At 73.5% G+C, this 20,423-nt stretch carries 16 protein-coding genes; all 16 read left to right on the plus strand.

Going from position 1 to position 20,423, the window contains the following annotated elements:
• The first annotated feature begins 2 nt into the window (after positions 1–2).
• From asnB to IEZ20_RS12640, 16 genes are read left to right on the plus strand one after another with little or no spacing between them, the layout of a single operon-like run.
• Positions 3–1,937: an asparagine synthase (glutamine-hydrolyzing) gene (gene asnB / locus IEZ20_RS12565; RefSeq protein ID WP_189297638.1), complete on the plus strand. Its 1,935-nt coding sequence runs from the start codon at positions 3–5 to the stop codon at positions 1,935–1,937.
• Between the two features lie 17 nt (positions 1,938–1,954).
• The gene (locus IEZ20_RS12570; protein WP_189297640.1) at positions 1,955–4,126 is read left to right on the plus strand and encodes a bi-domain-containing oxidoreductase; all 2,172 of its coding nucleotides are present in this window, start codon (positions 1,955–1,957) and stop codon (positions 4,124–4,126) included.
• 47 nt (positions 4,127–4,173) lie between these two features.
• Entirely contained in the window at positions 4,174–6,075 is a 1,902-nt protein-coding gene (locus IEZ20_RS12575; RefSeq protein WP_189297824.1) for an alginate lyase family protein, read from the plus strand.
• Positions 6,076–6,083: 8 nt separating this feature from the next.
• A complete protein-coding gene (locus IEZ20_RS12580) occupies positions 6,084–7,628 on the plus strand; it encodes a right-handed parallel beta-helix repeat-containing protein (protein WP_189297642.1) in 1,545 nt (514 codons plus the stop codon).
• Between the two features lies 1 nt (position 7,629).
• Positions 7,630–8,856 carry an O-antigen ligase domain-containing protein gene (locus IEZ20_RS12585; protein ID WP_189297826.1) on the plus strand — a complete coding sequence of 409 codons (1,227 nt, stop codon included), beginning with the start codon at positions 7,630–7,632 and terminating at the stop codon, positions 8,854–8,856.
• 2 nt (positions 8,857–8,858) lie between these two features.
• Positions 8,859–10,067: a glycosyltransferase gene (locus IEZ20_RS12590; RefSeq protein WP_189297644.1), complete on the plus strand. Its 1,209-nt coding sequence runs from the start codon at positions 8,859–8,861 to the stop codon at positions 10,065–10,067.
• Entirely contained in the window at positions 10,064–11,314 is a 1,251-nt protein-coding gene (locus IEZ20_RS12595) for a class I SAM-dependent methyltransferase (RefSeq protein WP_189297645.1), read from the plus strand. Before IEZ20_RS12590 ends, IEZ20_RS12595 begins: the two co-directional genes overlap by 4 nt.
• Positions 11,311–12,105, plus strand: coding sequence for a glycosyltransferase family protein (locus IEZ20_RS12600; protein WP_189297647.1), 795 nt, complete (start codon positions 11,311–11,313; stop codon positions 12,103–12,105). Before IEZ20_RS12595 ends, IEZ20_RS12600 begins: the two co-directional genes overlap by 4 nt.
• Positions 12,102–12,749: a PIG-L deacetylase family protein gene (locus IEZ20_RS12605; protein ID WP_189297649.1), complete on the plus strand. Its 648-nt coding sequence runs from the start codon at positions 12,102–12,104 to the stop codon at positions 12,747–12,749. The genes IEZ20_RS12600 and IEZ20_RS12605 overlap by 4 nt, the downstream gene beginning before the upstream one ends.
• 3 nt (positions 12,750–12,752) lie before the next feature.
• Positions 12,753–13,778, plus strand: coding sequence for an NAD-dependent epimerase/dehydratase family protein (locus IEZ20_RS12610; RefSeq protein WP_189297651.1), 1,026 nt, complete (start codon positions 12,753–12,755; stop codon positions 13,776–13,778).
• Positions 13,775–15,073 carry a DUF4910 domain-containing protein gene (locus tag IEZ20_RS12615; protein ID WP_229896035.1) on the plus strand — a complete coding sequence of 433 codons (1,299 nt, stop codon included), beginning with the start codon at positions 13,775–13,777 and terminating at the stop codon, positions 15,071–15,073. Before IEZ20_RS12610 ends, IEZ20_RS12615 begins: the two co-directional genes overlap by 4 nt.
• A complete protein-coding gene (locus tag IEZ20_RS12620; RefSeq protein ID WP_189297652.1) occupies positions 15,070–16,377 on the plus strand; it encodes an MATE family efflux transporter in 1,308 nt (435 codons plus the stop codon). The genes IEZ20_RS12615 and IEZ20_RS12620 overlap by 4 nt, the downstream gene beginning before the upstream one ends.
• Complete coding sequence (locus IEZ20_RS12625; protein WP_189297654.1) at positions 16,374–17,321, plus strand: glycosyltransferase family 2 protein; 948 nt, start codon at positions 16,374–16,376, stop codon at positions 17,319–17,321. Before IEZ20_RS12620 ends, IEZ20_RS12625 begins: the two co-directional genes overlap by 4 nt.
• Positions 17,318–18,538 (plus strand): polysaccharide pyruvyl transferase family protein, encoded by a 1,221-nt coding sequence (locus IEZ20_RS12630; protein WP_189297656.1) that lies wholly within the window; start codon positions 17,318–17,320, stop codon positions 18,536–18,538. Before IEZ20_RS12625 ends, IEZ20_RS12630 begins: the two co-directional genes overlap by 4 nt.
• On the plus strand, positions 18,535–19,086 hold the full coding sequence (locus IEZ20_RS12635) for a dTDP-4-dehydrorhamnose 3,5-epimerase family protein (RefSeq protein WP_189297658.1): 552 nt from the start codon (positions 18,535–18,537) through the stop codon (positions 19,084–19,086). The genes IEZ20_RS12630 and IEZ20_RS12635 overlap by 4 nt, the downstream gene beginning before the upstream one ends.
• A 7-nt stretch (positions 19,087–19,093) precedes the next feature.
• Positions 19,094–20,419: a glutamate-1-semialdehyde 2,1-aminomutase gene (locus IEZ20_RS12640; protein WP_189297660.1), complete on the plus strand. Its 1,326-nt coding sequence runs from the start codon at positions 19,094–19,096 to the stop codon at positions 20,417–20,419.
• Positions 20,420–20,423 lie beyond the last annotated feature (4 nt).

Here is a 20,423-nt window from a genome sequence, read left to right on the forward strand (position 1 = left end):
ACATGTGTGGCATCGCAGGCACGTACCGCTGGCCGGACGGGAAGGCCGTGGCCGACCGGCTCACCGACACCCTCGCCCACCGCGGCCCGGACGGGGCGGGCCGGTACAGCCACCCCGCCGGTGACGGCGAAGTGCACCTGGGGCACCGCCGGCTGGCCATCATCGACCTGTCCGAGACCGGCGCGCAGCCGATGGTCTCGGGCGGCCTCGTCCTGACGTACAACGGCGAGCTGTACAACGCGCCGGAGCTGCGTGCCGAGCTGGCGGCCGCCGGGGTGCGCTTCCGCGGTACCTCCGACACCGAGGTGCTGCTGGAGGCCTGGCGGCGCTGGGGCACCGACTGCCTGCCCCGGCTGCGCGGCATGTTCGCGTTCGGGATCTTCGACGAGCGGACCGGTGAGCTGGTGCTCGCCCGCGACCAGCTCGGCATCAAGCCGCTGTTCCTGCTCCGGCGCGGCGAGGGGCTGGTGTTCGCCTCCGAGCTGAAGGCACTCGCCGCCGCCACCGGCGGCAGGCTGGAGGTGGACGACGCGGCGCTGGTGGCCTCGCTGCTGTACTACTGGGTGCCGGACTCGCGGTGCGCGTTCCGCGAGGCGGAGAAGCTGCCGCCGGGAAGCTGGCTGAGGTGCCGGCCCGACGGCAGGGTGGAGCGCGGCCGGTTCTGGCACCTGAAGGACGTCGCCGCCGAGGGCCGGGAGCGGGCCCGGGCCGGCGAGCTGCCGGACCTGGCCGCCGTCGTCGAGGAGTCGACCCGGCGTCACCTGCTGTCCGACGTCCCCGTGGCGACCTTCCTCTCCGGTGGCCTCGACTCCAGCTACCTGACCGCGCTGGCGGCCCGTGACCGGCCCGGGATCTCCGCCTACACGATCGGTTTCCGCGCCGAGGACGCCAGGTTCGAGGCGATGCCGGACGACCTGCGCCATGCCCGGCAGGTGGCCGAGCGGTTCGGCGTGGACCTGCACGAGATCGAGATCGCGCCGGACGTGCTCGACCTGCTGCCGCGGATGACGTACCACCTGGACGAGCCGATCGGCGACCCCGCCGCGATCAACACGTTCCTGATCTGCTCGGCCGCCCGGGAGGCCGGCGTCAAGGTGATGCTCTCGGGGATGGGCGCCGACGAGTTGTTCGCCGGGTACCGCAAGCACCTGGCCAACCTGCTCGCGCTGCGCTACCAGCGCGTCCCCGGGCCCCTGCGGCGCGGGGTGTCCGCGGCCGTGGACCGGCTGCCGGTCGCCACGTCCCGCCGGGGGTACCGGTCGGTGCGGTTCGCGAAGCGGTTCCTCTCCTTCGCCGGTCTGCCGGAGGAGACCGCGTTCCGGCGCAGCTACACCCTGTACGACCGGGAGGAGTTGCTCGCCCTTCTCGATCCGGACCTGGCCCCGGTGGTCGAGGACGTGCTGACCGAACATGCGGACGTCTACGAGGACAACGGCCTCGACGACTTCGTCAACCGCATGTGCCTGGCCGACGCCCGGATGTTCCTGCCGGGCCTGAACCTCGCCTACACGGACCGCTCCAGCATGGCCGCGTCGACCGAGGTGCGGGTGCCGTACGTGGACGTCGAGGTGGTCAGGGCGGCGTTCGCCGTACCCGGCGACCGCAAGATCGCCGGACGGCAGGGCAAGGCCGTCCTGAAGGAGGCGGCCGCCTCGGTCCTGCCCCGGGAGATCGTGTACCGGCCCAAGGGCCTGTTCAGCGCCCCGCTGCGGGCCTGGATGAGCCGGGACCTGGCACCGCTGGTGCGCGAGGTGGTCAACGACGGTGTGCTCGTCCGTTCCGGGTTCCTGCGCCGCGACGCGCTGGCGCGGCTCGTCGCCGAGGACGCCTCCGGGCAGCGGGACTTCTCCAAGCATCTGTGGCATGTGCTGACCCTTGAGTACTGGTACCGCGACGCGACCTCCGGGTCCGGCCAGAACTCGCCGTCGACGGCGTAGAGACAAGAGGACTTCGGGTGAAACAGGTTGTGCAGAACTACAAGAGCGGCGAGCTGGCGGTGCTCGACGTGCCGGTGCCGGGGTGCAAGCCGGGCGGTGTGCTGGTCCGTACCGCCTACTCGCTGATCTCCACCGGGACCGAGCTGATGAAGGTCTCCGAGGCCGGCATGTCGATGCTGGGCAAGGCGCGCTCCCGCCCGGACCAGGTGGCCAAGGTCATGCAGAGCGTGGCCACCAACGGGGTGCCCGCCACCTACCGCAAGGTGATGGGCAAGCTGGACTCCTACACGCCGCTGGGCTACTCCCTGTGCGGGGTGGTCGAGGAGGTCGGCGCCGGGATCGACGATGTGGCGGTCGGTGACCTCGTGGCCTGCGCCGGCAACGAGCACGCGCTGCACGCCGAGCTGAACTGGGTGCCGAAGAACCTCTACGCCCCGGTTCCGGACGGGCTCGCGCCCCGGCACGCGGCCTTCGGCACCGTCGGGTCGATCGCGTTGCAGGGCGTCCGCCGCGGTGAGCCGCAGCTCGGCGAGGTGGCGCTGGTCATCGGCCTCGGGCTGATCGGGCAGCTGGTGGTGCAGCTCCTCGCCGCCTGCGGAGTCCGTGTCGTCGGGGTCGACCCCGACCCGGTGCGCTGCGAGCTGGCGGAGCGTCTGGGCGCCGCGGCCTCGGGGGATCCCGGGTCCGCGGCCGTGGAGGCCGCCGTCGCCGACCTCACCGGCGGCCTGGGCGTGGACCAGGTGTACCTGGCCGCCGGCGGCGGCAGCAACCAGCCCGTCGAGCTGGCCGCCAGGCTGAGCCGGGACCGCGGCCGGGTCGTCGACATCGGCAAGTGCCGTCTGGACCTGCCGTGGAACGCGTACTACGAGAAGGAACTCGACGTCCGGTTCTCCCGCAGTTACGGCCCCGGGCGCTACGACCCGGAGTACGAGCTGGAGGGCCGGGACTACCCGGTCGGCTACGTGCGCTGGACCGAGCGCCGCAATCTGGCCTGCTTCCTCGACCTCGTCGCCCGCGGCAGCGTCGACGTGGAGCCGTTGGTGTCCCACGTCGCCGACTTCGACGACGCCGTCGAGACGTACCGGAGCCTGGAGGACGGCGGCCTGAAGGCGGTCGCCGTGCTGTTCCGGTACCCCGAGCACGCCACGGAGCGGGCGGTTCCGGAAGTGGCCGTGCCGACGGTGACCGTGCGGCCGAGCGGGACCCGGGCCGCCAGGACGCCGGTGCGGCTCGCCTTCGTCGGCGCGGGGAACTACGCGACGTCGATGCTGCTGCCGCACCTGGCGCAGCGCGACGGTGTCGAGTTGTCGGCCGTCGTCACCACGACGGCGCTGTCCGCGGCCAACGCGCAGCGGAAGTTCGGCTTCGCGGAGGCGACCACCGATCTCGACGCCGTGCTCGGCGACAAGTCCATCGACGCGGTGTTCGTGGTCACCCGGCACAGCTCGCACGCCGAACTGACCCGCAGGGCACTGCTGGCCGGGAAGACCGTGTTCGTGGAGAAGCCGCTGGCGCTCACCGAGGAGGAGCTGGCCGGCGTGCTCGCGGCGGTGGAGGAGTCCGGCAACGACCGGCTGCAGGTGGGCTTCAACCGCCGGTTCGCGCCGCTGCTGCGGGAGGCCAGGGAGCGGTTCGGCGCCCGGACCGGCCCGGCGCACCTGCGCTACCTGGTCAACGCGGGCCGGCTCCAGCACGGCAGCTGGTACCTCCAGCAGGGCACCGAGGGCTCCCGGTTCGCCGGCGAGGGCGGTCACTTCATCGACACGGCGAGCTGGCTGCTCGACGCCGACCCGGTGTCGGTGTACGCGGTCGCCCCGGCCGGCAACGAGGACCTCCAGGTCGTACTGCGCTACCCGGACGGCTCCACCGCCGCCATCAGCTACGTCACCAGCGGCCCGGCCGGCCTCCCCAAGGAGACGTTGGACCTGGTCGCGGACGGCAGGGCACTGCGGCTCGACGACTTCGTCCGGGCCTCGGTGTACGGCCGCAAGAAGTGGGTCAGTTCGCGGCTGCCCAAGGCCCGGGACAAGGGCCAGAACGCCGAGCTGGCCGCGTTCGTCAAGGCCGTACGGACCGGCGGGCCGATGCCGGTGCCGCTTCAGTCGCTGGTCGCCACCACGGCGGCCACCCTCGCCGTGCAGGCCGGCCTGGCCGGGGGCGCGCCGGTGGCGTTGGAGCGGGCACGGTGACGGTCCGTTCGGGGAGTGCGGGCTGGTACCTGCGGCGGCTGTCCCGGATGGGACCGCAGGAGGTCGCGGGCCGGGTGGCCGACACGGTGCGCAGGCGGCGGTGGCGGTCGGCGCCGCCGGACTGCCCGGACGTGACCGGCGCCCGGTTCACCGCCGTACTGCCCGCGGGGACGCTCGCCGCGGTCCCGCCGGACGCCGTGAAGCGTCTCGTCGCCGAGGCGGACCGGCTGATGTACGGGCACGCCGAGTACTTCGGGGTGGTCCGCGACGACCTGGCCGACCCGGACTGGTGGTACGACCCGAAGACCGGGCGCCGGGCCCCGGGGGGCTACGCCTTCGACGTGCCGTACCGGGACGAGGACGCGTGCGGGGACATCAAGCAGATCTGGGAGCTGTCCCGGCACCAGTACCTCACCGTGCTCGCCGCCGCCTACGCGGTCACCGGGGACGAGCGGTACGCCGAGCGCGTGGCCGGGCACCTGCGGTCCTGGTGGGCGGGCAACGCGCCGTTGCGCGGAGTGCACTGGACCAGCGGCATCGAGCTGGGGATCCGGCTGCTGTCCTGGGTGTGGGTCCGCCGGCTGCTCGACGGCTGGCCGGGCGCGGCCGCCCTGTTCGAGGAGAACCCGGTGGCACGGGCACAGATCTGGCACCACCAGCGCTGGCTGGCCGCCTTCCCCAGCCGGGGGTCCTCGGCGAACAACCACGTCATCGCCGAGGCCGCCGGGCAGTTCGCCGCGGCCTGCGCGTTCGCCTGGTTCCCCGCCTCGGCGCGCTGGCGGGCCGACGCGCTGCGGTCGCTGGAGCGGCACCTGCGCGCCAACACCTTCCCCTCCGGCCTCAACCGCGAACTGGCCACCGAGTACCACGGACTCGTGCTGGAGCTGGGCCTGGCCGCGGTGGCCGAGGCGGACGCCGCGGGCGTACCGGTCCCGGCGACGATCCGGCTGGTGCTGCTGCGGATGACCGACGCGCTCGCGGCCGTCGTGGACAGCCGGCTGCGGCCGCCGCGCCAGGGCGACGCGGACGACGGGCACGGTCTGGTCGTGGACGGCGCGGGCACCGACCGCTGGGCCTCGCTGCTGGCCACCGGGGACGCCGTGTTCGGCCGGCTCGCCTGGTGGCCGGCGGTGACCGGCACCGATGTGCGCACCCCGCTGCTGGCCGCGCTCGTCAAGCCCGCCGGACCGTCCGTGTCCCGCCCGGCGAGCCGGCCGGCCCACTTCGCCGACGCCGGGCTCACCGTCCTGCGCGGTCCGGGCGGCATCTGGTGCCGCTGCGACGGCGGCCCGCACGGCTTCCTGTCCATCGCCGCGCACGCCCACGCGGACGCGCTGTCGCTGGAGGTCCGGCACGACGGGGTGGACGTGCTCGCCGACCCGGGGACGTACTGCTACCACGGGCAGCCCGAGTGGCGGCGGTACTTCCGGTCGACCCTCGGCCACAACACGCTGCAACTGGACGGCACCGATCAGTCCGTCTCCGGCGGCCCGTTCCTGTGGACCCGGCACGCCGCGAGCCGCGTCCTGACCGCGGACACGTCCGACGAGGGCGTGGCCCGCTGGTGCGCCGAGCACGACGGCTACCAGGGCTCCGTGCACCGCCGCCGGGTGGAGCTGACGGCCGCGCGCCGGGAGCTGCGGGTGGTGGACGAGGTGCGCGGCCCCCGCCGGGCCGCACGCCTGGCGTTCCACCTCGGGCCGGCGGTCACCGCGGAGCTGACGGGCCACCGGGCCGTCCTCACCTGGACCCGGGACGGCGAGGACCGCTCCGCGGTGCTCGACCTGCCCGCGCGGCTGTCGTGGCGGGCGCATCGCGGGGAGACCGATCCGCCGCTGGGCTGGTACTCGGCCGGCTTCGGGCGCAGGGAACCCAGCACCACGCTGGTCGGCACCGGTTTCACCGACGGCGCGGAGGGTTTCACCACCGTGCTCGGGTTCCGCGGCTAGGGGGGCGCGTGGGGATCAGGAGGCCGCACTGGGTGGCGGCGGCGGTACCGCTGGCGCTGGCCCTGCTGGTGGCGACCGGCTGCGAGAGCACACCGGGCGCCCGGACGAAGCCGGCCGCCGCGCCGACCGCCGTGCCGTCCACGTCCGCGGCCCGCTCCGTGGCCCGGGTGTGCGCCGAACCCGCGGCCGGGCCGGCGAAGGCGCCGGCGGGCGCGGTGGCGGTCGACCCCGCGGTCGTCGGCGACCTGGCGGCGAAGACCAAGAGCCACCCGCCGCACACCACGTTCTGGCTCCGGCCGGGCAGGCACAGGCTCGACCCGGACCGCTACGCCCAGGTCGTCCCCAAGGAGGGCGACCGCTACCTCGGTGCGCCGGGGGCGGTCCTCGACGGCCGGAAGAAGAACCAGTACGCGTTCGGCGGCACCGCCCGGGACGTCACCATCCGCTACCTGACCGTGCGGGGTTTCGTCGCGCCGCAGAACGAGGGCGTGGTCAACCACGACTCGGCCGACGGGTGGGTGGTCGAGCACGCGACGATCCGGAACAACTCCGGCGCCGGGCTGATGGCCGGTGCCCGGCAGCGGGTCCGCTCCAGCTGTCTGCGCGACAACGGCCAGTACGGCATGAACGCGTACAAGGCCGGCGGCGCCCTGCGCGGCCTGGTGGTCGAGGACAACGAGATCACGGGCAACAACACCGGCGACTGGGAGCGGCGGCGGCCGGGCTGCGGCTGCACCGCGGGCGTGAAGTTCTGGGCCGTCGACGGCGCGGACGTCCGCGGCAACTGGGTGCACGACAACCGCGGCGCCGGGCTGTGGGCGGACACCAACAACAACGACTTCCGCATCGAGGACAACGTGCTGGAGGCCAACGACGGTGCCGCGCTGATCTACGAGACCAGCTACAACGCGGTCATCCGGAAGAACACGATCCGGCGGAACAACTGGGTCGCGGGCCGCAAGGCGGCCGACCGCGGCGACACCTTCCCGTTCGCGACCGTCTACCTGTCCGAGTCCGGCGGCGAACCACGGATCCGGGCCCGCACCGGCAAGATCGACATCTACGGGAACCTCCTGGAGAACAACTGGTCCGGGATCACCCTGTGGGAGAACGCCGACCGGTTCTGCAACAGCCCGGCCAACACCTCGTCCGGTGACTGCACCCTGCTGGTGAGGAACACCCGCCGCTGCGCACGGCCGGCGATCGCCACGGCACCGCTCTACGCCGACTGCCGGTGGAAGACCCAGCGGGTGGACATCCACGGCAACCGCTTCGTGCTGGACAAGTCCGTCGTCGGCTGCACGGTGCGGTGCGACCGGATGGCGGTGCTGGCCAACTACGGCACCTACCCGGACTGGTCGCCGTACCAGGGCGAGCGGGTGGCCGAGGCGATCACCCGCCGTCAGCACAACCGCTGGCACGACAACGTCTACGTCGGACCGTGGGAGTTCGTCGCCCACGACCCGAGCCGGACACTGGACTACGCGCAGTGGCAGGGCACGCCGTACCGGCAGGACGCGGGCAGCTCCTTCGACCCACGGGCCGGTGGTTGAGATGCGCGAGGGGACACCGAGGACCGTCGGGATCGTGTGGGGGCTGCTGGTCCTCAACACGCTGGGCTCCGCCGGGGCGAAGACCATCGTCCCGCTGCCCCGCTCCCTCATCCAGATGGTCACCATGGGTGCGCTGGCCGCCGCGTTCGCGCTGGCGCTCGCGGTCAACCTCCGGCTGCGCATCCGCGCCAGCGCCTACGTCTTCCTGCTCACCCTGCTGCTGGTGCCGAGCCTGATCTCCAGCGCGAACCTGGAGTCGGGGTTCGGCGCGCTGTTCCGCTGTGCCCGGCTGGCCCTCTTCGTCGGCACGCTGTGGCTGCTCAGCCGCTGGTGGGACGGCGGCCTGACGTTCGTGCGGCACCACATCCGGCTGTACTTCGCGGTGCTCGGGTCGGTGGCCGCCGGCCTGGTCGTCTCACCGGGCGCGGCCCTGCCCGACCTCTACGGCGGGCGGCTGGTCGGCGCGTTGTGGCCGCTCACCCCGCCGCAGATCGGACAGTACGCCGCGGTGATCATCGGGCTCACCGTGCTGCTCGTCCTGGGCCGCAGGACCGACAGGACCAGCGCGGCGGTGGTCATCGTGCCCTCGCTCGTCCTGCTCGCGCTGACCCATACCCGGACGGCCACGCTGGGCCTGCTCATCGGGCTGGCGCTGGCGATCGGCTCGCTCGTCCTGACCAGCGCCGCCGCCCGCCGGTTCTTCGCCTGGGCGGTGCTGTGCGCCGCCGTGGCCGCGGTCGCGCTCGGCTCCGTGCTGCAGGCGTGGTTCCTGCGCGGGCAGAGCAAGGAGAACTTCTCCAGCCTCACCGGCCGGGCCAAGGTCTGGGACGCCCTGCTGGCAGCGCCCCGGACGCCCTCGGAGCAGCTGTTCGGCACGGGCCTGGGCGACAAGTCGTTCGGCGGGCTGCCGATCGACAACAGCTGGCTGGCCGTCTACCACGAGCAGGGGCTGACCGGCGTCGCCCTGGTGGCGGCGGTGTTCGTCGTGCTGGGCGGCGTCGCGCTGCTGCGGCCGCCGTCGCTGTCGAGGGCCTGCGCGATCTTCCTGATCAGCTACTGCGCGATCGCGTCGTACACCGAGGCCGGTCTGGGCGACGCCTCGCCGTACCTGCTGCATCTGGCCGTGGCCGCCTCGCTGCTGGCGACACCCGCCGCCGCTCCCCCGGCGCCCCCCGGCGTCCCTCGACGGCGCGTCCCGCGCTGGGCCCAGAGATCGGAGGTGACCTGAGCATGCACGTCCTCGTGGTGCACAACCGCTACGCCTCGGCCCAGCCGAGCGGCGAGAACAAGGTCGTCGACCAGGAGGTGGAGCTGCTGCGCGCGGCCGGCCACCGGGTCGAGGTGTTCGAGCGGCGCAGCGACGACATCGCCGCCCGCTCCCTGCGGGGGAAGGCCGCGGTGCCGCTGCTGGTGCCGTGGAACCCGGCGGTCCGCACGGAACTCGCCGCCCGGCTGCGGACCGAACGGCCCGACATCGTCCACGTCCACAACGTCTTCCCGCTCCTGTCGCCCGCGGTCCTCGCCGCCTGCGCCGACGCCGGCGTGCCCGCCGTCGCCACGCTGCACAACTACACCCAGATCTGCCCGCCGGGCACGCTGCAGCGGGAGGGCCGGCCGTGCACCGAGTGCGTCGGGTCCACGCCGCTGCCCGCCGTCCGGCACGGCTGCTACCGGGGATCCCGCCTCGCGACGGTGCCGCTCGCGGTCAGCCTGTCGGTCAACCGGCGGCGGTGGTGGTCCGGCGTGGAGCGGTTCCTGTGCATCTCCGCGGCGCAGCGCAACGTCCTGGTGCGGGCCGGCATGCCGGCCGAGCGGCTGGCGGTGAAACACAACTTCGTGCCGGATCCGGGCGCGTGCCGCGTGGGCGCGGGAGAGCATCTGCTCTATCTCGGGCGCCTCGCGGAGGCCAAGGGAGTACGGCTGCTCATGGCCGCGTGGGACGAGATCGCGGCGAGCGGCGGTGCGGGCGTGCCGCTCGTGATCGCCGGCGCGGGGCCGCTGGAGCGGGAGGTGGCCGCCTGGGCGGCGGGCCGGGACGACGTGCGCCCGGTCGGCCTGCTGGACCCGGCGCAGTGCCGCGAGGTCATCGCGCGCTCGGTCGCCGTGGTGGCTCCCTCGACGTGGCTGGAGGCGTTCGGCCTGGTGGTCGTGGAGGCGATGGCGGCCGGGGTCCCGGCCGTCGCCGCCGGTCACGGTGCCTTCGTCGAACTCGTCGAGGACGGCGTGACCGGGCTGCTGCACCGGCCGGGCGAGCAGGCCTCGCTCGCGTCCTGCATACGCCGGATCGCGGCCGAGCCGGCCCGGGGCCGGGAGATGGGCCAGGCGGCCCGGCGCCGTTACGAGCAGGGTTTCAGCCCGGCCGTCGGCCTGGAGCGCCTGCTGGAGGAGTACCGCACCGCGATCGCGGGACGGACGGAAGCAATGGGGGGCAGTACATGACACGATGCCGACTCTGCGGCTCGGCGGCGCTGGCGAGCGTCGTCGACCTGGGGGCGACACCACCGTGCGAGAGCTTTCTCGCCGCGGACCGACTGGACCGGCCGGAGCCGGCGTACCCGCTGCACCTGCGGGTCTGCACCGACTGCTGGCTGGCGCAGATCCCGCCGCTGATCACGCCGGAGGAGACGTTCGAGGAGTACGCGTACTTCTCCTCGTACTCGACCTCCTGGGTGGAGCACGCGCGCACGTTCGTCGACGGCGCCGTACGGCGGCTGGGGCTCGGCCCCGACGCCTTCGTGGTCGAGGTCGCGAGCAACGACGGGTACCTGCTCAGGCACGTCGTGGACCGGGGGATCCGCTGCCTGGGCATCGAGCCGTCGGTGAACGTCGGCGCGGCGGCGCGGGACGCGGGCGTGCCCACGCTCACGGAGTTCCTGAGCCCGGACACCGGGACGGCCGTCCGCGCCGAGCACGGCCCGGCGGACCTGGTCGTGGCCAACAACGTGTACGCGCACATCCCCGACGTGATCGGGTTCACGCAGGGGCTGCGCGCCCTGGTCGCCGACGACGGCTGGGTCTCCATCGAGGTGCAGCACCTGCTGACCCTGATCGAGGAGAACCAGTACGACACGATCTACCACGAGCACTTCCAGTACTACACGGTCGCGTCCGCGATCCGGGCCCTCGAGAGCGGCGGACTCGCGCTCGTGGACGTCGAGTTGCTGCCCACGCACGGCGGTTCCATCCGGCTGTGGGCCCGGCCCGCCGAGACGGCCGGGGAACCGACGCGGCAGGTCGCCGACGTGCTGGCCCGGGAGAAGGCCGCCGGACTGCAGGAGCTGTCCGGGTACACCGAGTTCTCCGCCCGGGTGGCCAAGGTGCGCCGGGACCTGCTGAAGTTCCTCATCGGGGCGGCCGAGCGCGGCGAGACGGTCGTCGGCTACGGCGCCCCGGGCAAGGGCAACACCCTGCTCAACCACTGCGGCATCCGGCCCGACCTGCTCGCGTACACGGTCGACCGCAACCCGTACAAGCACGGCAGGTTCACCCCGGGCACCCGCATCCCGATCCTTCCGCCCGAGCAGATCGCCGCCGACAGGCCGGACTACGTGCTGGTCCTGCCGTGGAACCTGCGGGCCGAACTGGTCGAGCAGCTGTCCTTCGTGCACGACTGGGGCGGCCGGCTGGTCTTTCCCATCCCGGAACTGAGCATCGTCGAGGCCGCGTCGAAAGAGGTCACAGCATGAAGGTCGTCCTGTTCTGCGGCGGTTACGGGATGCGGATGCGCAGCGGTGCCGCGGACGACGTGCCCAAGCCGATGGCGATGGTCGGCCCCAGACCGCTGATCTGGCATGTCATGCGCTACTACGCGCACTTCGGGCACAAGGAGTTCATCCTGTGCCTCGGCTACGGCGCGCACCACATCAAGGACTTCTTCCTCACCTACGAGGAGACGGCGTCCAACGACTTCGTGCTGCGCGGCGGACGGACCGAACTGCTGTCCACCGACATCTCCGACTGGACGATCACGTTCGCGCAGACCGGCATCGAGTCACCGATCGGGGAGCGGCTGCGCCGGGTGCGGCACCACCTGGACGGTGACGAGATGTTCCTCGCCAACTACGCCGACGTCCTCACCGACGCCCCTCTGCCGGAGATGATCGACCGGTTCGCGCAGCGTGACGCGGGCGCGTCGATGATGGTGGTGCCGCCGCAGTCGTCGTTCCACTGCGTGGAGCTGGGCGAGGACGGCCTGGTGGGCGGCATCACCGCGGTGAGCGAGCTGCCGCTGTGGGAGAACGGCGGCTATTTCGTCCTGCGTCAGGAGGTCTTCGACCACATCCCGGAGAACGGGGACCTGGTCGCCGACGGCTGCGCCCGGCTGGCCAAGCGCGGACGGCTGGTGGCGCACCAGCACCGAGGCTTCTGGAAGCCGACCGACACGGTGAAGGAGCGTGCCGCGCTCGACGCCGCCTACGCCCGGGGGGACCGCCCGTGGGCCGTGTGGGAGCACGACACCGCCGGGGTGGGCGCGTGATCCGGCTCGGGGCCGGGCGCCCGGACCGGATCGTCGCGGTGGGCGCGCACTGCGACGACATCGCCATCGGCGCCGGCGGCACCCTGCTGACGCTGTGCCGCGCGCGGCCGGGCCTCCGCGTCGACGCGCTGGTGCTCTCCGGCGGCGGCGGCGAGCGGGAGCAGGAGGAGCAGGCCGCGCTCACCGCCTTCTGCCCGGGCGCCGACCTGCGGCTGACCGTGCACAAGCTGCCCGACGGACGGCTGCCCGCGCACTGGGAGGAGGCCAAGGCCGCGGTCGAGGAACTGCGCGAGCGGACCGACCCGGACCTGGTCCTCGCCCCGCGCACCGACGACGCCCACCAGGACCACCGCGGCCTGGCGCGGCTGGTACCCACCGCCTTCCGCGACCACCTCGTGCTCGGCTACGAGATCGTCAAGTGGGACGGCGACCTCGGCCGCCCGGCGGCGTACCAGCCGCTGTCGCCGCGGATCGCCGAGGAGAAGGTGCGGCTGCTGCAGGAGCACTACCCCTCGCAGCGGCACCGGCCCTGGTACGACCGGGAGGCCTTCCTCGGCCTCGCCCGGATCCGCGGCATCGAATGCCACGAGCGCTACGCCGAGGCGTTCGCCGTCACCAAACTCACGCTCAACCTGGGGGGTTGAACCTTGCGCGTACTGCTCACCGGACACCAGGGCTACCTGGGAACCGTCATGGCCCCGGTCCTCACGGCCGCCGGGCACGAGGTCGTCGGCCTCGACGCCGGCCTGTTCGCCGACTGCGTGCTCGGCCCGGCGCCCGCGGACCCGCCGGGGCACCGGGTGGACCTGCGCGATGTCACGGCCGAGCACGTGGCCGGGGTGGACGCCGTGATCCACCTGGCCGCGCTCTCCAACGACCCGCTGGGCTCGCTGGCGCCGGACCTCACCTACGACATCAACCACCACGCGTCCGTGCGGCTCGCCCGGCTGGCCCGCGACGCCGGGGTGCGGCGCTTCCTGTACGCGTCGACCTGCTCGGTGTACGGCGCCGCCGGCGGCGAGGACCTGGTGGGCGAGGACGCCCCGCTGCGCCCCGTGACGCCGTACGCGGAGTCGAAGGTGCGGGTGGAGGACGACCTGCACGCGCTGGCCGACGGCGACTTCAGCCCGGTGTTCCTGCGCAACGCCACCGCCTTCGGCTACTCGCCCCGGCTGCGCGCCGACATCGTGCTGAACAACCTGGTGGGCCACGCGCTGCTGTCCGGTGAGGTGCTGGTGCTCTCCGACGGCACCCCCTGGCGCCCGCTGGTGCACGCCGCCGACATCGCCCGGGCCTTCACGGCCGCGCTGACCGCGCCGCGGGAGGCGGTGCACGACCGGGCGTTCAACATCGGCAGCGAGACCAACAACGTCACGGTCGCCGAGATCGCCGGGCAGGTCGCCGAGGCGGTGTCCGGCGCGAAGGTCGTCATCACCGGGGAGACGGGTGCCGATCCGCGGTCGTACCGGGTGGACTTCTCCCGGTTCCGCGCCGCGGTGCCCGGCTTCGACTGCGAGTGGACGGTGAAACGGGGCGCCCTCGAACTCGCCGACGCCTACCGGACCTTCGGGCTGGCCAAGGACGACTTCGAGCAGCGCTTCACCCGCCTCGCGGTGCTGCGCGCGGCGTCCGAGGCCGGCACCGTCGACGACACCCTGCGGCGGCGCGGATGACCGAGACCGGCGAACAGCCGATGACCTCGGCCGGCGAGGAGATGCACGCGCTGGTGGAGCGGCTGTACCCGCTGTGCCGGAGCATCACCGGCGACGGGGTGCGCGCCACCCTGGACATCGTCGGCGAGTACGTCCCGCTCCAGGTGCACGAGGTGCCGACCGGGACGCAGGTGCTCGACTGGACGGTACCCCGGGAGTGGAACATCCGGGACGCGTACATCGCCGACGGCGCCGGCAACCGGGTGGTCGACTTCGCCGCGTCCAACCTGCACGTGCTCGGCTACAGCGTGCCGGTGTCGGCGACCATGTCCCTGTCCGAGCTGCGCCCGCACCTGCACACCCTGCCGGACCACCCCGCCTGGGTGCCGTACCGCACCAGCTACTACACGCCCGAGTGGGGCTTCTGCCTGGCCCAGGAGACCCTGGACGCGCTGCCGGACGGCGAGTACGAGGTGCGCATCGACTCCACGCTCGACGACGGCCACCTCACCTACGCCGAGCACGTGGTCCCCGGTCAGGTCCCCGACGAGGTCATCGTCTCCTGCCACGTCTGCCACCCGTCGCTGGCCAACGACAACCTGGCCGGCATCGCGGTGGCGACGTTCCTGGCCCGGGCGCTGGCGGAGGGGACGCCGTACTACACCTACCGGTTCCTGTTCGCGCCCGGCACCATCGGGGCGATCACCTGGCTGGCCCGCAACGCGGAAAGGGTGGAGCGGGTCAGGCACGGGCTGGTGCTGGCCTGCGCCGGCGACCCGGGCCGGCTGACGTACAAGCAGAGCAGACGCGGCGACGCGGAGATCGACCGGGTGATGCGGCACGTACTGGAAGCCTCGCAACGACCGCACCGCATCACCGAGTTCACTCCGTACGGCTACGACGAGCGGCAGTTCTGCTCGCCCGGGTTCGATCTCGGCGTGGGCTCGCTCAGCCGGACCCCGTACGCGGGCTATCCGGAGTACCACACCTCGGCGGACAACCCGGACTTCGTCTCCCCGCGGGCGATGGCGGACACACTCGCCCTCTGCCGCGAGGCGTTCGCCGTGCTGGACCGCAACCGGCGGTACGTCAACCTCAGCCCCTACGGCGAACCGCAGCTGGGCCGGCGGGGGCTGTACGACTCGCTCGGCGGGCGCAGCGACGCCCAGCAGGCCCAGATGGCCATGCTCTGGGTGCTCAGCCTCTCCGACGGCGAGCACAGCCTGCTGGACGTCGCCGAGCGGTCCGGGCTGCCGTTCGACACCGTCGCCGCCGCGGCCGGCGCCCTGCACGGCGCCGGGCTGATCAAGGCATGACGCCGATGACCGCCGAGGGGGAGGATCCGCGGACGACGGCGCCACCGGCCGGGTCCGCCAAACGGGCCCTGGTCGGCCGGCTGTCCTGGGGACTGGCCGACCAGGCGGCCTCCAGCATCAGCAACTTCGCGGTGGGCGTCTACGTGGCCCGCTCGCTGGGGGTGAGCGCGTTCGGCGTGTTCAGCCTGGCCTGGGTGACGTACGGCGTGGTGCTGAACGTCTCCCGCGGCGTTGCCACCGATCCGCTCGTGGTGCGCTTCAGCGGCGTTCCGGACGCGTCCTGGCGCGGGGCGGTGGCCCGGTCGACGGGTACCGCGCTCGGCGTCGGTACCGCCCTCGGCGCGGCGTCCCTGGTGGCCGGGCTCGGTCTCGGCGGCCGCGTGGGACCCGCGTTCGTCTGCCTCGGCGTCCTGCTGCCGGGGCTGCTGCTGCAGGATGCCTGGCGGTTCGCGTTCTTCGCCGCCGGCGCCGGGCGGAAGGCGTTCGTCAACGACGTCGTGTGGGGCGTCGCGCTCGTCCCCGCCATGGTGGTGGCGGCCCGCGCGGGCAGCGTGGCCGCGTTCGTGCTCGCCTGGGGTGCGTCCGCCACGGTGGCGGCCGGGTACGGCTACGTCCAGGCCGGCATCGGGCCCCGGGTGAGCGAGGCGCGCGGGTGGCTGCGCGAACAGCGCGATCTCGGCTACCGCTACCTGGTCGAGAACGTCAGCCTGAGCGGCGCCAGCCAGCTGCGGGCCTACGGGCTCGGCGCGATCGCCGGGCTCGGCGCGGTGGGGGCGGTGCGGGGCGCCGAACTCCTGATGGGCCCCTTCCTCGCCGTGCTGATGGGGCTTTCGCTGGTCACCGTCCCGGAAGCGGCGCGCGTGCTGCGGCAGGCCCCGCACCGCCTCGGCAGGTTCTGCCTCGTCCTCGGCGGCGGGCAGGCGGGTGCCGCGCTCGTGTGGGGCGCGGCGCTGCTGCTGATGCCGGACCGGCTCGGCGAACTCGCCCTCGGCGACGTCTGGCGCTCCTCCGCACAGCTCATCGTGCCGATCACCCTCGGCGTCGCCGGCGCGGGCCTCGGCACCGGCGCGGCGGCCGGGCTGCGCGCGCTCGGCGCGGCCCGGCGCAGCCTGCGCTCCCAGCTGTTCGCCTCCGCCGCCTACGTCGGCGGCGGGCTCGGCGGGGCGGCCGCCGCCGGCACCGTCGGCTCGGCCTGGGGCGTCGCCGCCGCGACCGTCGGCGGCTCGGCCGTGTGGTGGCTGCACCTGCGGCCCGCCCTGCGCGAGCGCCGCCACGACCCCGTTCCCGAAGTGAGGACCTCATGAACGACCGTCCCAGGCTGAGCATCGGCCTGCCCGTGTACAACGGCGAGGAGTACCTGGCCGAGTCGCTCGACGCGCTGCTCGGCCAGACCTACGAGGACTTCGAGCTGGTCGTCTCCGACAACGCCTCGACCGACGGGACCGAGGACATCTGCCGCACGTACGCCGCGCGGGACTCCCGCATCCGGTACATCCGGCTGCCCCGGAACGTCGGTGCCACGCCGAACCACAACTACGTGTTCACCGAGTGCCGGGGCGAGCTGTTCAAGTGGGCCTCGCACGACGACCTGTACGCCCGCGACCTGCTGCGGCGCTGTGTCGAGGCGCTGGACGAGCGTCCGGAGGTGATCCTCGCCCACGCCGACCAGGCGGTCGTCGACGGCGACGGCCAGGTGAAGGTCCCGTACGCGTACACGCTCGCCACCGACTCGCCGCACGCCCCGGAGCGGTTCCGCAGCATGCTGTTCGAGCCCGGCGGCGACGACTTCTACGGGGTGATCCGGGCCGACGTGCTGCGCCGGGTGAGGCCGCTGGACAGCTACCACCACGCGGACCGCACGTTCGTCGCCGAGATCGCCCTGCACGGGCGCTTCCACCAGGTGCCGGAGCTGCTGTACTTCCGCCGCGACCACCCCGCCCGGGCGGAGCGGGCGAACCCCTCCAAGCGCTCCCGGTGCGTCAACCTGGACCCGCGCCGGGCGGGCCCGCTGCACCCGACGCCCCGGCTGCTCGCCGAGTACGTCTGGGGCTTCGTCGCGGCGGTCGGGCGGGCGCCGCTGTCCGCGGCCGACCGGCGCGCGTGCTACCGCCATCTGGCCGCGTGGATGACCAGCCGGGTCCGGCCGGGCGCCGGCGAGCGGGTCGAGGACCGCGCCCCGGTCGACCCGTCCCTGCTCACCGTCTCCGTCGACGCCCTCGTCGCCGGCCGTGAGGGGAGGCAGGCATGAGGAGGGCGACACGTGTGGGGGTGTTCGGCCTGCTCGGCTCCGGCAACCTCGGCAACGACGGCTCGCTGCAGGCCGTGCTGGGATACCTGCGCGCCGAGCACCCGGAGGCGGTCGTGGACGCGCTGTGCGGCGGCCCCGAAGCCGTCGAGGCGCGGTTCGGGATCCCCGCGACGCGGCTGCACTGGTACCGCGGGGAGTACCGGACCGCGTCCCGGGCGGGCTCGATCGCGGCGAAGGGGCTCGGCAAACTCGTCGACGTCTTCCGCACCGCCGCCTGGGTGCGCCGGCACGACGTGGTGATCGTGCCGGGCATGGGTGTCCTGGAGGCCACGCTGCCGCTGCGGCCGTGGGGCTTCCCGTACTCGCTGTTCCTGCTCTGCGCGGCCGGCCGGGTCTTCGGGACCCGGGTCGCGCTGGTCAGCGTCGGCGCCGCGACGATCCGCGACCGGCCCACCCGGGCCCTGGTGCGCTGGTCGGCGCGGCTGGCCGCGTACCGGTCGTACCGGGACGCCCAGTCCCGTGACGCGATGCGGGCGATGGGCGTGGACACCACGCGCGACGAGGTCTACCCGGACCTCGCGTTCAGCCTGCCGGCACCGCGGGTGAGCGCGCCCTCGGACGCGCCGGGCCCGGTCTGCGTCGGCGTCATGGACTTCCACGGCGGCAACGACGACCGTGCCCGGGCCGAGGAGATCCACCGCCGCTATCTCGACGGGACGATCCGGTTCGTCCGCGCGCTGGTCGAGGAGGGCCGGCCGGTCCGGCTGCTCACCGGCGACGACTGCGACGCGTCGGTGGTCGCCGCGATCCTCGACGCGGTGGACTCGCCGCTGGTCACCGCCGCCGAGCCGGCCTCGCTGGACGACCTGATGAAGGAGATGGCGGCCGCCGACACCGTCGTGGCCGTCCGCTACCACAACCTGATCTGCGCGCTGAAGACCGGCACGCCGGTGCTCGCCCTCTGCTACGCGGCGAAGAGCGACGCCCTCATGGACCGGATGGGGCTGGGCGCGTACTGCCACCCGGCGCGCGAGGTCGACGCCGACCGGCTGCTCGCGCAGTTCCGTTCGCTGGAGCAGCGGTCGGCCGAGCTGCGGCGGACCCTGGCCGAGCGGAACCAGGCCGCCGTCCGGCACCTGGAGCAGCAGTTCACCGCCCTGACCTCGGCCCTGTTCCCGGCGGCCGGCCACACCCACGCCCTGCGGGAGGCTCCATGAAGGCGACCGAAGTCCCGGAGATCACCGGCGCGTACCTCTTCGAGCCGACGCCGTACGCCGACGAGCGCGGCTTCTTCTGCCGCACCTTCGACGCCGACGTGGTCCGCTCGGTGGGCCTCGACCCGCACGCCTTCGTCCAGGACAGCGTGTCCCGCTCGGTCCGGGGCGTCCTGCGCGGCCTGCACCTGCGCTCCGGAGCCGGCGAAGCCAAGCTGGTGCGCTGCTCGTACGGGAGGATCTTCGACGTCGTCGTGGATCTGCGACCGGACTCGCCGACCTACCTGGGCCGGGCCTTCTTCGAGCTGTCCGGCGACACGCAGGCGACCCTGTACATCCCGGCGGGGTGCGCCCACGGCTTCCAGGCGCTGACCGAGACCGCCGACACCTCGTACCGGATCGACCGCCCGCACGACCCGTCCGAGGACGTGACGATCGCCTACGACGACCCGCAGCTGGCCGTTCCGTGGCCGCTGCCGGTCACCTCGATGTCCCGACGGGACCGGGAGGCGCCGAGCCTCGCCGAGGTCCTGAAGCTCCAGGAAGGATGAAGTCGGCTTGGACACTGGAGAGTTCCACCTGCCCCGGTCGCGGGCGGCGAACGAACGGCTGCACAGCCTGGTCCCCGGGGGCGCGCACACCTACGCCAAGGGCGACGACCAGTACCCCGAGCACCTGGCCCCGGTCATCAGCCACGGCCGCGGTGCCCACGTGTGGGACATCGACGGCAACCGCTACGTCGAGTACGGCTCCGGCCTGCGGTCGGTCAGCCTCGGCCACGCCCACCCCCGCGTCGTCGAGGCGGTGCGGCGGGAACTCGACCGCGGCGGCAACTTCGTCCGGCCCTCCGTCGTGGAGCTGGACGCCGCGGAACGCTTCCTGGCCACGGTACCGACCGCCGAGATGGTGAAGTTCGCGAAGAACGGCTCCGACGCCACCACCGCCGCGGTGCGCCTCGCCCGCGCCGCCACCGGGCGGCCGCGGGTGGCCCTCTGTGCCGACCATCCGTTCTTCTCCGTCGACGACTGGTTCATCGGGACCACGCCGATGTCCGCCGGCGTTCCGGCGGCGACCGCCGAGCTGACCGTGGCGTTCCCCTACGGGGATCTGGCGGCCACGGAGGAGCTGCTCACCCGGTACGAGGGCGAGGTCGCCTGCCTGGTCCTGGAACCCGCCACCCACACCGAGCCGCCGCCCGGGTACCTCGCCGGGCTGCGGGAGCTGGCCGACCGGCACGGCTGCGTCCTGGTCTTCGACGAGATGATCACCGGTTTCCGCTGGTCCGAGGCGGGCGCCCAGGGCCTGTACGGCGTCGTCCCCGACCTCTCCACGTTCGGCAAGGCGCTGGGCAACGGGTTCGCCGTCTCCGCGCTGGCCGGGCGCCGCGAGCTGATGGAGCGGGGCGGGCTGCGTCACTGCGGCGACCGGGTGTTCCTGCTGTCCACCACGCACGGTGCGGAGACGCACTCCCTGGCGGCCGCGATGGCCGTGCTCGCCACCTACACGGAGGAGGGCGTCACCGCGCGGCTGCACGCCCTCGGCGAGCGGCTGGCCGCCGGTGTCCGCGGCGCCGCGGCCGCCATGGGCGTCGGCGAGCACGTCGTCGTCCGGGGCCGGCCCAGCAACCTGGTCTTCGCGACCCTCGACGAACACGGGCAGCCGTCGCAGCGGTACCGCACCCTGTTCCTGCGCCGGCTGCTCACGGGCGGGGTGCTGGCCCCGTCGTTCGTGGTGAGCAGCGCGCTCAGCGACGCCGACATCGATCGCACCGTCGACGTGGTGGCCGAGGCGTGTGCGGTGTACCGGAAGGCACTGGACGCCGGCGACCCCGCTCCCTGGCTGGGCGGACGACCGGTGAAGCCGGTGTTCCGCCGTCTGGCGTGACGCG

This window comes from Streptomyces cinerochromogenes (assembly GCF_014648635.1).
Taxonomy (GTDB): Bacteria; Actinomycetota; Actinomycetes; order Streptomycetales; family Streptomycetaceae; genus Streptomyces; species Streptomyces cinerochromogenes.